Source organism: Okeania sp. SIO3B5, from assembly GCF_010692555.1.
In the GTDB taxonomy this organism is placed as follows: domain Bacteria; phylum Cyanobacteriota; class Cyanobacteriia; order Cyanobacteriales; family Microcoleaceae; genus Okeania.
In genome coordinates this window covers 732-14,965 of sequence record NZ_JAAHHG010000042.1, presented here as the reverse complement: position 1 = coordinate 14,965, position 14,234 = coordinate 732, and the positions used below count along the sequence as shown (strand labels likewise).

Genomic DNA, 14,234 nt, shown 5'->3' with positions numbered 1-14,234 from the left:
GAGTTTACTCCTGTCCAATTAATAAAGCTGTATTGATACCCCCAAAACCAAAACTGTTGCTGATAGCATATTTAATCTCAGCTTGAACAGAAGTTTCTTTCACCCAATTGAGACTGGTATCAATAGGATTAACTAAATTTTTAGTTGGATGACAAAAACCAAACTTCATTTGTAATATGGTGGCGATCGCTTCCACTACACCAGCAGCAGTTAAGCAGTGGCCTATTAAAGATTTTGTTGAATTAAGTAGGCAATGCTGAAGTCCTACTGATTTGAAAGCTGCCACTTCTGTTTTGTCGCCAAGGGGGGAACCAGTACCGTGGGTATTCACATAATCAATACTCTCTGGCTGAAGGTCTGCCATGGCTAAAGCAGTATTTATAGCCCGTTCTTCCCCTTTTTGGGAAGGTTCGGGACTACGGTTCCCATCTAAAGCTAATCCCCAACCCTTAAGTTGGCCATGGGATTGAGCGCCCCGTTGTTGAGCGCGGTCAGTTCTCTCTAAAATCACTGCTCCACAACCCTCTCCATAAATAAAGCCATCATGGTCTTGGTCAAATGGCCTACAAGCAAGGTTTGGGCGATCGGCAAAACGTTCGCTCCCCATTGCACCTAAATTCATTAGTGCTTGGAATTCATACCCTGATAGATCGGATAAAGCTCCCAGAGCAATGCAAATATCACTGTTCCCCATTAAAATTTGACGAGCAGCATGAATTATAGCAACTGCTCCGCTGGCCGAAGCTCCACCTACACTATAGCCCTCACCTTGAATCTGAAAACACTGGGAAATCAGACCTAATATATCTGTATCCCAAAAGGTCAGACCATAAGTTGGTCGTATAAACTCCTGACGTGAGTGATAACGTTGCCAGGTTTGCTGCTGATAACGTTGTTGTAAATTTGAACCACCTACAACTAATCCTACTCGTTCTGGGTTAACTTGGCTGGAGGTGAGTTGAGCATCTTGCCAGGCTTCAGCGACAGCTACTATTGCAACTTGGGCGCTCTTAGTAGCAGTACGTAACAGTCCACTGTACTCAGGAAATAGGGTTTTGGCGTCAATATCGGGAATTTCGGCACCAATAAATGGTTTGATGCTTTCACGTCCTGGCTGTTTTAGATAAGCAAATTGAGTTTTCCCTGATAACAGAGCTTCTTTAAAAGTAGCAACTCCTTGACCAATGGAACTAACAATGCCCATACCTGTTATTTCTATGTTACTCATTGATGCACCCTTTAGTTTTGTTAATTCCCGTGATTTACTTTTTCTAATTTCTCTGCAAATATATCAGCCAGTTCTCCTATATTTTTGGATCCCGCTAATTCTATGCGTGGGATATTTAAGGATAACTCTTCCATCACCATCATTATAATTTCTGCCCTATTTACTGAATCAATGCCTAGGTTTTTTAGGCTATCAGTTGGTGCTATGGGTACTTTTTCTAATTCTGGTGCTATTTCACAAGTATATCTTTTAATTATATTAAATATTTGCTCTTTATTCATAAAATTTTCCTGAAAAATTATAGTATATTTTTACTTTAATTTATTTTTTATTTGTTGAATCATTTTATTTCCTTCCTGGACTGTTAATTCTTTATTGGCCACTTTCTTCAATATTGAGCGTAATTTTTGTGTCATTTCCTCTGGCGAATCTCCAGACAAATAGTCTTTTTGACTAGATTCTTTATGCTCCGTTGAAAATCTACTTCCTCCTGTAGAAGAAATTTCCTGGTTAATATATTTGGCGAAATCTAATAAGGTAGGGTAGTCGTATATTTTAGTGGCTTTGATATTCAAATTGTAGGTTTTATTGATATTAGTTATCCATTCTACTCCAACAATAGAATCTAAACCTAAATCAACAAACTTCTTGTTTTCTTCAATTTCACTAATATCCGCATACAGAGCATCTGCTAATTGTTGTTTCAAAATTTCCTTGACTTGTGAGAAATTGCTCTGGGTATCAGTTAGTTGAGATTGCTTGCTAATGCTTGCTTCACTTGAGTAAGATGGCGATCGCTCCACATCAATATTTATACTATTAGTTGATAGGATTTGAGCAATATATTTGGAAAAATATTGTAAGGTAGGGTAATCGTATACTTTAGTGGCTTTTATATTTAAATTGTAGATTTTATTGATGTTAGTTATCCATTCTACTCCCACAATAGAATCTAAACCTAAATCAACAAACTTTTTGTCTTCTTCAATTTCACTTATATCTGCATATAAAGCATCTGCCAAACTTTCTTTGAGGGTTTCTCTGATTTGAGTCACATCTCTATCAAGGCTATTCAATTGAGTTATATTTTCAGATTCAATATCAGCTGCAGGTTTTACTTGAACTGCTTTTGTTGGAACCTCTATAGTTGATTCAGCATTCGATAAATATAGTGATTCTGGATCTGATAATTTTAGTTTTGGTTGCTGTAATATTTTGTCGTTCATTTGTATTTCCTTGAGTTGAATATTTACTCCATCAAGTTGTACTTTTTTTTCAGATGTTATGCTCTTTTTGTCTTGACTTTTCCGTTGTCTAATATCTGTTCTCCAATACCTTTTTCGTTGCCAAGGATATGTTGGTAACTCTAGCTTATTACGGAAATAATCCTGATCAAATCCTAACCAATCAATTTTTATTCCCCGTACATACAATTGAGCCAGACTTTGTAGTATTTGTAACCAGTCTGGTTTTCCTGAACGTAAACTGGGCAACCATAGTTTTTTTTCTCCCATGAGACACTCACGAGCCATACCTAACAGTATCGGTTTTGATCCTATTTCTAGGAAAATTTCAGCACCTTGTTTGTGTAAAGTTTCCATCCCTTCCGCAAATCTTACTGGTTGACGCACATGACTCACCCAATATTCAGCAGTGGTTATTTCTCCACCTACTTCTTGACCAGTAACATTTGATATTAGTGGTATTTTTGGTTGATTATAGGTGATTTCTGTGGCCACTGTTTCAAATTCTGTTAACATTGGTTCCATCAATGGGGAATGGAAAGCATGAGATACTTGTAGCGCCTTTGTCTTGACTCCAACGGATTCAAATTGACTACAGATACTTGCTATGGCTGGACTCTCACCTGAAATTACTATACTTTCTGGTCCATTAACTGCTGCTATTGTTACTTGGGAACTATATTCTTTTATCGCCTCTATTACCTGAGATTCTGATGCCATTATAGATGCCATCTGACCTCCGGAGGGTAACTTTTGCATCAACTGTCCCCGCATGGCTATTAATTTTAAACCATCTTCTAAACTAAATACCCCTGCTACTGTTGCTGCCACATATTCTCCTACACTGTGACCCATCACCACATCTGGCTTTATACCCCATGATTCCCATAATTTAGCTAGGGCATATTCAAGGGCAAATATAGCGGGTTGAGTATAAGCTGTTTGGTCTATCAAAGTCGAACTTTCATCTTTAATCTCAACTGGATAAAGTATATCTAATAAAGAAACCTCTAGAGAGTTTACCAGCATTTCACTACACTGGTCAATAATTTTATGGAAAGTGGGTTGAGTTTCGTATAACTGCCTTCCCATTTGCAGATATTGAGAACCTTGACCAGTAAATATAAAGGCTATTTTTGTTCTAGTTTCACTTATTTGTTTTCCTGAAAAGATTCCAGCAACATTCTCACCTTGTTTATATTGTTTGAGTTTCTCTACTAACTCTTGTTTATCAGAAGTAACCACTGCTAATCTGTGGTCAAATTTTGCTCTCCCGATGTTGGTTGTGTAGCAAATATCCCCTAAATAATTATCATTATTTTCGGCTTCTAAATAACTTTCATAACTATTAACTAAATCTTCTAGTGCTTTTTCAGTCTTGGCCGACAGAGTTAGTATATGAACCGGACGTTCTAGATATTCTTCACTTCTGACTTCTGACTTCTGACTTCTGACTTCAATAGGAGCCTCTTCTAAAACTATATGAGCATTCGTACCACTCATACCAAAAGAACTAACTCCTGCCATCCTTTTCTCCCCCTTGGACAACCAAGGAGTCAGTTGAGTGGGTACCTTCAAAGGCATATTTTCCCAATCAATATAAGGGTTAGGATTAGCAAAATGCAGATGAGGCACAATTTTCTGATGTTGCAATTGCAAAATCACCTTAATCATACCTGCTATTCCAGCTGCTGCTTCCAGATGACCGATATTAGTTTTAACTGAACCGATGTTCAATGGATTTTCCTGATCACGTCCCTCCTCAAACACCCTAGCTAAAGCTCTCACTTCCATAGGATCTCCTAGAGAAGTTCCTGTACCATGAGCTTCCACATAACTCACTTGTAACGGTTTTACCTTGGCTGCTTTGAGAGCTTTCTGAATCAGTTTTTCCTGAGCCAGTTTATTCGGTACTGTCATTCCGCTACTTGGTCCATCATGGTTAACAGCCGAACCAGGAATTACTGCTGATATCCTGTCCCCATCCTTGAGCGCATCCGACAAACGCTTCAGTACCACAATGCCACATCCCTCTCCCCTACCAAAACCATCTGCAGCAGCATCAAAAGTTTTACACTTACCATCAGGTGCTAGAGCCTTTAATCTTGATAGTGCGGTTGTTACTTCGGGAGAGAGAATTAGTTGAACTCCTCCAGCCAAAGCCAAGTTGGACTCACCCTGACGCAGACTCTCACAAGCTTCATGGATAGCTACTAGAGATGATGAACAAGCTGTATCTATTGCCATTGATGGACCTTGCGTTCCTAAAAAGTAAGATAACCTACCTGCTACAAAACAAAACAAATTTCCTGTAGCATCGTAAGGGCTTATATCTTCGGCTGCTTGGTGAAAACCTAAATTCGCGTAATCATTTTGACCGATACCCAGGAACACCCCTGTCTGAGTGTTTTCTAATTGTTGAGGGTTAATACCAGCTCTTTCTAAAGCTTCCCAAGTTACTTCCAAAATGAAGCGTTGCTGTGGATCAAGACTATAAGCTTCTCGGTTAGAGATTCCAAAAAATCGTGGGTCGAACTGATCTACTTTTTCTACTAATGCTGCGTGACGGATATACATTTTCCCTGGAGTATCAGGGTTGGGGTCGTAGTAGGAATCTAGATCCCAACGTTCTAGGGGAATCTCTGTAATGGAGTCTTTGCCATTGGATAACAATTCCCAGAAGCTTTCTGGTGTGTTGGCATTTCCGGGAAATCTACAGCCTATGCCGATGATGGCTATTGCTTCACTTCTTGAGCGCTCCATCATCAATTGGGTTTCGGTTTCTTCAGAGGATGGGTCACTTTCTGTTGTATTCCATCCCATTAATTCCTCTATATATAAAGATAATTTGGCAATGGTTGGATATTCGATGGCTATTGTCTCAGGTAACTTGGTTCCTAGTTGATTTTGCAGTCGATTTTTTAATTCTACTGTCATCAAAGAGTCCATTCCCATTTCCATCAAGCCTACATTCACTTCTGGTAATTTAGACGAACTGAAACCTAGTACCTGAGCTACCTCCCCTCGAATGTATTCGATTAAAATTTCTTGACGTTTCTCATTTGATGCTTCCTCTAATTTTGCTAAAAATTCGCCTTTGACTTTCTGTTTCCGTGTATCTTGTTCCAACCATTCCTCTTGCTGTAATAATTCTCTTAGTAATGAATTGATTTTGATACCACTCCAACTTTCTGCCAGTACCTGCCACTGTATACCTGCTACTCCTACCTGAGCTGTAGCCGATTTCTTGGTTAACAGTAAATCTAAGGCATACTTTCCTTCTTTGGGGGCTATTTCAGTTATCCCACTGTTGTGCATCCTATTTTGATGCTCCACTGCTAAACGAGCCGCCATGCCCTCTGATGCCCAGGCTCCCCAATTAATGGCTAGTCCTGATAATCCTTGGCTGCGACGATAACTCGCTAAAGCATCCATAAAGGCGTTGGCTGCAGCATAGTTTCCTTGACCCAGGGACCCCAACATCGAAGCTATTGATGAGAAACAGACAAAGAAATCTAATGGCAGATTTTGGGTTAATTTATGTAAGTGCCAAGTTCCTATTACCTTTGGCGACATGACTTTGGCAAAACGTTCCCAATTCATTTGTTGTATGGTTCCATCATCTAGCACTCCGGCTGACTGAATTATGCCTTTGAGTGTTGGCATTGATGTCTGAATTTGTTCCAGAATTTTCTCTAGCTCTGCTTCAACAGCAACATCCCCTAACAACACTCTCACTTGGCATCCTTTTTCTTCTAATTGTTTTAGGGACTCGGTCACTTTTTCTGTGGGAGGGCGACGTCCTGTTAAAACAATATTTTTCGCTCCTTTTTCCACCAACCATTGGGCTGTATGTAATCCTAAAGCTCCTAACCCTCCTGTTATTAGGTAACTACCATCTGATGATAAGGATAGGGGTTGAGCAAATTCTGGAGTATCTTTGTCAACTAGACGAGCTACATAGGTGTTTTTACCTCGTAAGGCTAGATGATCTTCTTCTTGTTGGTTAACTAATAATTGCCATAACATTTCTGTCTCGTCTGCTGCTGGACTTTGTGGGTCCAGATCTATTAGTCCTCCCCATAATTGGGGATGTTCATTAGACACTACTCGACCTAATCCCCACAATGGTGAGGCTGCTAGTCCTGTTATCTGATTTTCTGTGTTGGATAATACTGACTGGGAACCACGGGTTATTAACCACAGTTCGGGAACCCTGGGGTTTTTGAGTAGGGTTTGTAACAGGTGCACTACGCTGCCACATCCCCAGATTTGGCTTGATTCTAAGGTTTCAAGGGTTAAGTCTTTTGAGTCGGGAGCGTCTAAACTCCACAAATGAATTAACGTCGTAATGGGAGTTTGAGTATTTTGTTGAATTTCTTGATACAGTTGTTCAAATTCTTGGGGAATATGAGGGTTGAGTTGATAAGTATTTGCTGTTGGTTTTTGATAGTTCTCGCCTCGATAAACTAAGCTGTATTCGTGACCCTGTTGTTGTAATTTTTGGGCAAGTTTTTCGGCTACTCCTGTGGTATCAGCCAAGATTAACCAATGACTTGGTTGAATGTTTGTGTTGGAGTTGGTTTGAGTGAGGGGTCGCCACTGAATTTCGTAGAACCAGTTTTTGATGGTTGCTGCTGTTAGTTGTTCTTGATGTTGTTGGGCTAATATCTCTAATAGTTCTGGTAAGAGTTTCAGTTTTTCTGATGAAAGCTTGCCTGTTGTTTCTAGTTGTTGGGTGAGGGTTTCTGTGTTTCCTTGGGTGAGTAGTTGGAAAATGGGAGTTTGTTGAATATTGTCTGTGTTTTGATGTTGTTTCTGTTTGTTTTCTGTTGTTTCCACCCAATAACGTTCCCGTTGGAATGGATATGTGGGCAATGCTACTTTCTGACGACTATAGTCAGAGTCAAATCCTGACCAATCTATTTTGGCTCCCTGTACATACAATTTTCCTAGGCTTGATAGCATTTGTTGCCATTCATCCACTCCAGGACGTAATGAGGGCAGCCATTCTCCCATATCTTCTGTTACACATTGCCTTCCCATGGATAACAATATTGGTTTGGGTCCTATCTCCAGGAAGCTTTCATATCCTTGCTCTTCCAGAGTTTTCATACTCTGGGCAAATTTTACTGGTTGACGCACATGACCCACCCAATATTCAGCAGTGGTTATTTCTGCACCTACTTCAGTACCTGTAACATTTGATATTAGTGGTATTTTTGGTTGATTATAGGTGATTTCTTTGGCTACTGCTTCAAATTCTGTTAACATTGGTTCCATCAATGGGGAATGGAATGCATGGGATACTTGTAATTGTTTGGTTTTGACTCCTTCTAATTCAAAAAAATTACAAATATTTGTTATAGCTCCACTCTCACCTGAAATTACGATACTTTCTGGTCCGTTAACTGCTGCTATTGTTACTTGGGAAGTATATTCTTTTATAGCCTCTGTTACCTGAGATTCTGATGCCATTACGGATACCATCTCACCACCGGAGGGTAATTTTTGCATCAACTTTCCTCGCATGGCTATTAGTTTGAGACCGTCTTCTAGGCTAAATACTCCGGCAATGCAAGCTGCTACATATTCTCCGACGCTGTGACCCATGACTACATTGGGTTTGATTCCCCAGGTAGACCATAATTTAAACAGGGCGTATTCCAGGGCAAATATGGCAGGTTGGGTGTAGGCTGTTTGGTCTAAAGTACTTGAGTTTTCTGGAGCTTCAGGGTGGATGATTTCCAATATAGATGTTTCCAGATAGGGTTTGAGAATTTGAGCACATTCCTCTAAAGCTTGACGGAAAGTTGGTGCTTGTTCATACAGTTGTCTCCCCATATTTATATACTGGGAACCTTGACCTGTAAATAGGAATGCTATTTTGGGACTTTCACTATTTGGAAGTCCCTTAAATACTCCTACTAATTCTGACTCAGTTTTCCACCCAAGCAGTTTCTCCATTAATTCCTTGGGCTCAGATGCAATCACCCCTAGTCGATGATTAAAATGGGCTCTACCTGTGGAGGCTGTATAACATATATCTGCTAGGGGTAACTCGGGATTAGTTTCTAGATAATTTTGATAACTACTGACTAAATCTTCCAGAGCCTTTTCTGTTTTCCCTGACAGAGTTAAGAGATGAATTGGACGTTCAACATTATTCTGAATTTTGACTTTGGAGGGAGCTTCTTCTATAACTACATGAGCATTAGTGCCGCTAAAACCAAAAGAACTAACCCCTGCTATGCGACTTTTAGCATTTGTCTGCCAAGAGGTCAGCTTAGTCGCGACTTGTACCGGTAATTGGTCCCAATTAATATAGGGATTTGGCTGATTCAAATGCAGTGATGGGGCGATTTTCTGATTTTGCAGTTGCAATACTACCTTCATCAAACCGGCAATTCCTGCTGCTCCCTCCAAATGACCAATATTAGTCTTGGCTGAACCAATGATTACAGGTTGCTCTTGAGAGTGAGTTTTGCCAAATACCGTTCCTATTGCTCCCACTTCAATAGGGTCTCCCAAAGATGTGCCTGTGCCATGAGCTTCTATATAACTAATACTAGCTGGGTCTACTCCTCCATTTTCCAAGGCTTGACCAATCACTGCTTGCTGGGATGGCCCATTAGGTACAGTCAATCCACTGGTATCACCATCTTGGTTAATGGCAGTTCCACGAATCACAGCCAGAATATTATCCCCATCGGCTACAGCATCAGAAAAACGCTTAAGTATGACCATACCACATCCTTCACCACGGACAAATCCATCTGCAGTAGCATCAAAAGTTTTGCATCGACCATCGGCAGATAACATTCTGGCCTTAGAAAAATTGATGCTAAATTCTGGAGATATTAATGCATTTACTCCTCCCGCTAGAGCTAAATTACACTCTCTATTTCTTAAACTGGTCGTAGCTAAATGGATACTCACTAGGGAAGAAGAACAAGCTGTATCTACTGCCAAACTCGGTCCTTTTAGCCCCAGAAGGTAAGAAATTCTTCCTGATGCTGTACTGTGACTATTTCCTGAAGCTATATAGGCATCAATTTGTTCAAAGCCTTGATTTAATATCTTTTGAGTATAGTCATTACTACAAATGCCAACAAAGACACCAGTAGAGCTTCCTGTAAGTTTTTGATAATTTATTCCTGAACGCTCTAAAGCTTCCCAACTCACTTCTAGAAGTAATCGCTGTTGAGGGTCTAGATGAACTGTTTCTTTCGGAGAAATACCAAAGAAATTAGCATCAAACTCTTGTATTCCCTCTATGAAGCCTCCATAACGAGTATACATTTTACCGGGAGCGGTAGGGTCGGAGTCGTAATACTTGTTAATAGGCCATCGGTCTGCTGGCACTTCTGTAATCGCATCTACTCCGTTTTGTAAAAGTTCCCAGAAGGCTTCTGGGGTAGAAGGGCCTCCTGGAAGACGGCAACCCATTCCAATAATAGCGATGGCTTCCTTGTTTTGATTTTCGTATTTTTCTAGTTTGGAGTATGCCTTGTTGAGAGCTTTAAGTGCTCTTTCTAAATCTAAAGGAGAATTTAATTGTTGTTTTTTTTGTGTTTCTTTTGGATTCATTTTGTTTTGATTACGCTATAGTTGTAGTTTTGGAATTAGTAAATAGAAGTAATGTGTGTTGGATTGTTGAGTTTTATTGTCTAAAGTATAAAAATGGTTTAGATGAATTTTTCTAATTTTTCAATTGCTTCAATAACTGATACTTCTAATTCAACTTCTGTCAGTGGTCTAGGCTCTGATAACTCGGATGACTTTTCTTTATATAAGTCAGGCGATCGCAACTCAGTCTCCTCTTGTTGAACATCTATTAAACTTAATTCTTGGGCCAAGTAATCTACTAGCTTATTAAGCTTTGGATAATCAAAAGCCAGAGTCGAAGGTACCGAACACTTCAAACTACTTTGCAATTTATTCCTCAACTCCACAGAAGTCAAAGAATCCATACCCAAATCAAAAAACCCTGTATCCATTGCAATTGATTCAGCATGACTAATCCCCAATACTTGAGCCACCTGACGACGCACATGAGCCACCAACAACAAGCGACGCTCATTAGGTGGTGTAGCCTCCAACTTTAATAGAAAATCTGACTTCGATGGTTTAGCTACCTCCAATATAGTTTCCTGCCAATCCTCTAAAAACGCCCACTGCGTCACTTTCTCCTGCCACAGAGACCACTCAATAGGCACTACCCCTACTTCCACATCCGAACCACTCATCAATAGCTCTAAAGACTCCAATACCTGAGCCGGAGATATTACACCCATCCCCTGCTGACTTGCCCTCACATCTGCACCCCTTTCAGCCGCCTCTCCCACTTGAGAAACTGCTCCCCAATGAATACTCAATCCCGGTAATCCCATAGTTCGACGATAATGAGCCAAACCATCAAGAAAAGCATTAGCTGCAGAATGATTTCCCTGACCAGATGAACCCAACAGAGATGCTGCCGAAGAAAACAGCACAAAAAAGTCCAATGATTGATTAAGACTCAATTGATGCAAATGCCAAGCACCCTGCACTTTCGGTGCTATCACCCGTTCAAAACTAGACCAAGTCTGGTTTTGCAGCACTCCATCTGATAACATCCCCGCCGAATGAATCACTCCTCCTAAGGATCTCTTTGACTCCTCTATTCTCTGCCATACACCTCTCATCGATTCCCCATCAGATACATCGGCTTTTTCCACTACCACTTCTGCTCCTGCCATTTCTAACTCGGTTATTTTTTTGATAGCAGTATCATCCGGTGAACGGCGTCCCAACAAGATTAGATGTTTAGCCCCCTTTGACACCATCCAATTTGCTACCAGTAAACCCAAACCTCCCATACCTCCTGTAATCAAATAGCTTGCTCCAGAACGGAAACTTAAAGACTTTTTAGTCCTAGCATCAGGTTGTGTTTGAGTTACAACAATCTTACCTATATGTTTAGCTTGCTGCATATAACGGAAGGCATCAATGACTTCCTCTATTGGAAATACCTTTATTGGTGGTGGTTGTAGTAAACCATTGCCAAATTCCTCTTTCAACCCTTGCAACATAGAATTGATTAATCCCGGTTGCTCTATTGACTCTTTAAGTAAATCTACCACAAAATAAGATACATCCGGTCTGACTGCTGCTACTTGGCTGGAAGACCATACTCCGCGCTTAGCGATTTCCACAAACCGACCACCCTGAGTTACTACTGACATACTCTTGCTAATAAATTCCCCAGAAGTCAGGGAGTTGAGTACAATATCAACTCCTTGACCTTGAGTTATTTCCATCACCTGGTCAGCAAATTCTAATGTCCGGGAATTCATAATATGTTTCACACCCAGATTTCGTAATGCCTCCCATTTGGGCGGACTTGCTGTAGCCAAAACCTCAGCTCCTAGCTGCTGTGCAATTTTAATCGCTGCCATTCCAGTCCCTCCGGCTCCAGCATGGATCAGAATGCGCTCCCCATCCTTAATCTTAGCCACATGATGCAAAGCGTAATAAGCTGTTAAAAAATTAGCTGGAATAGATGCTGCTTCTTCAAAGCTCAGATTTTCTGGCTTGAGCGCCACATAGGTAGTATCAACAGTTACATACTTACTCAAACTGCCTTGAGCCATAGCCATAACTAAGTCACCCACTTGAAAATCTCTGACTTCTGACCCTACAGCTACTACTTCACCGGCACACTCCCCACCAAAACTGTCCATCTCTACTAAGTGTTTTTGAGACATTCCATCTACTTGCTGAGGAACTAATCCTAATGCAGATACTACATCTAGAAAATTCAATCCTGTTGCCTTCACTCTAATCTCTACTTCTCCTGTTCCTGGCGAACGTCTCGTAACTGGCTCTAGGATTAAGTTATCCAAACTACCCTTCTGGGAACTTCCTAGTTTGAATGGTTGTGATGCAACCAACTTTTGTGCTACTGGTTGCCGATAACGACTACCCACCAACCGAGCTACATAACGACTATCCCCACGCCATGCTACCTGGTCTTCCCTATCCTCCGACCAAATTTCTTTAAATAGCCCATCAACTTTACCCTCTAAAGTCTCCTCTGGGTCCAAATCTATACGAGTACAGTTCAACTCTGGATGTTCCCAGCTAATCACTTTCCCCATTCCCCATACCGAAGATTGAGCTACTCCTGGTATCACCGGATGATTATTCGGCACCGCCTGAGCACCATTTGTCACCAACCATAATCGAGGGACAGTTGATAACCCGCCTTTCACCAATGCTTGTACTAAAGATAGAGTTGTGCCACACCCTAACTTCGATAAACTTCCTAACTCCTCAGAATTAATCCCATTCCCCACTCCCGCTTCAGTCGTCCAACATTGTACCACTCCATACAATGATGGTGACTTAAGCGCCACTGTCTCTATTACCTCCTCAAAATCTTTAGCTTGATTAGGATTAATAGTAAACTCTCCCGGAGCTATCTGTTGATACCTTTCTCCCGCAAATACTAAAGTACAAACCTCTCCTACTGAGCGGAGTACGGTCGCTAACTGTTGCCCTACTCCCTTTTTGTCTGCCAGTATCAACCAACTCTTAGAATCATCATTCCTTTGTTCTAACTTCCTTTGAGAGCTTTTAGCTACAATTACTGTTTGTGCTGACAAGGTTTCTGCCATTCCCTCCACTTCTGGCATAGTAACTACTTCAGTAAAACCCGTTTCTCTCAATACATGATGCCATTTTTCACGACTCAACAAAGGATAATCTGGTCGTAATTCATAATCCCTGAATTTCCACCATCCTTCTAACAACCCAAATACTAAATCTATCCATATTGTTTTAGCTGTTGCTTCAGATAACACCAACATTCCCCCATCTGCTAACAGTTCTCGCACATGAGATAATGTCTGCTTCATATCTGTCGTTGCATGAAGTACATTAGCTGCAATAATTACATCATATTGATGAGCCTCAAATCCTTGAGTTGTCGGGTCTACTTCTATGTCTAAAGTTTGATACTTTATGAACTTATAATCCCGGAATTTCTCTTGAGCTTTCGTTGTAAATAATGCCCCTATATCCGTGAATGTATATTCGGTTTGCTGAGGAGTTAGATGAGGTAGGATATAGCTTGTAGTCCCTCCTGTTCCCCCTCCTATTTCTAACAACCTGATTCCTCGGCTTTTGGGTAATTTTTCTATAGCTTTGGTGATGGTTCTTTCTACTATTGTGTTCATCACTTTTGCTACTGTTGAGTCTTCATAAAGTTGAGTCGCTGCTGTCAAATCTCCTTGGGGGAACACTAACTCTACTGGGTCTATTGCTCCTCGTAATACCCCACTTAGTTTAGACCCACAACGAGAGAGTAGTGTCAATGCTGCTGTTTCTTCTGGATATTTCTTCTGTAAACTGCTGATTTTTTCCGTAGGCTTGACTTCAGCTAAGGTTTGTGATACTTCCCACTGCTGATTCTTTGAGTTGAGTATTCCTGACTCTGTTAATATTTGCAGCAAACGCTTAAACAGTGGTCGATGGGTAGGAACTATACCTAATTTTTGGGCTGCTACATCAAATGCAAAGCTTTCTGTTGGTTTGTATGACCAACTCATTGACTGTAATGCTTGTACTATATAATCTCTGCTTAATTCTTCTAAGCTTGTTTCAAAAGACGCTGTTGTTTCATTATCTACTTGAGTTACTAATTCTGTCAGAGTAGGAGTTAATTTTTGGTTGATTTGTATAGGAGGTATGAGGAAATCTGGTGGTAGTAGTTTACC

General features: G+C 40.6%; 4 protein-coding genes. All 4 read right to left on the bottom strand.

The features are described 5' to 3' along the window. Positions 1–4: 4 nt before the first annotated feature. Positions 5–1,228, bottom strand: coding sequence for a beta-ketoacyl synthase N-terminal-like domain-containing protein (locus tag F6K54_RS08750; RefSeq protein ID WP_293076560.1), 1,224 nt, complete (start codon positions 1,226–1,228; stop codon positions 5–7). A 20-nt stretch (positions 1,229–1,248) separates the two neighbouring features. Continuing rightward, complete coding sequence (locus F6K54_RS08745) at positions 1,249–1,509, bottom strand: acyl carrier protein (RefSeq protein WP_293076558.1); 261 nt, start codon at positions 1,507–1,509, stop codon at positions 1,249–1,251. 30 nt (positions 1,510–1,539) lie between these two features. Continuing rightward, positions 1,540–10,062, bottom strand: a complete 8,523-nt coding sequence (locus tag F6K54_RS08740; RefSeq protein WP_293076556.1) for a type I polyketide synthase — start codon at positions 10,060–10,062, stop codon at positions 1,540–1,542. 98 nt (positions 10,063–10,160) lie between these two features. Continuing rightward, positions 10,161–14,234, bottom strand: a 4,074-nt coding sequence (locus tag F6K54_RS08735; RefSeq protein WP_293076554.1) for an SDR family NAD(P)-dependent oxidoreductase, incomplete at its 5' end; no start/stop codon positions are given.

What these genes read in the sequence shown, in the direction of transcription:
- F6K54_RS08745 (WP_293076558.1), bottom strand. Translation starts at nt 1,509, where the DNA reads ATGAATAAAGAGCAAATATTTAATATAATTAAAAGATATACTTGTGAA.
- F6K54_RS08740 (WP_293076556.1), bottom strand. Translation starts at nt 10,062, where the DNA reads ATGAATCCAAAAGAAACACAAAAAAAACAACAATTAAATTCTCCTTTA.
- F6K54_RS08750 (WP_293076560.1), bottom strand. Translation starts at nt 1,228, where the DNA reads ATGAGTAACATAGAAATAACAGGTATGGGCATTGTTAGTTCCATTGGT.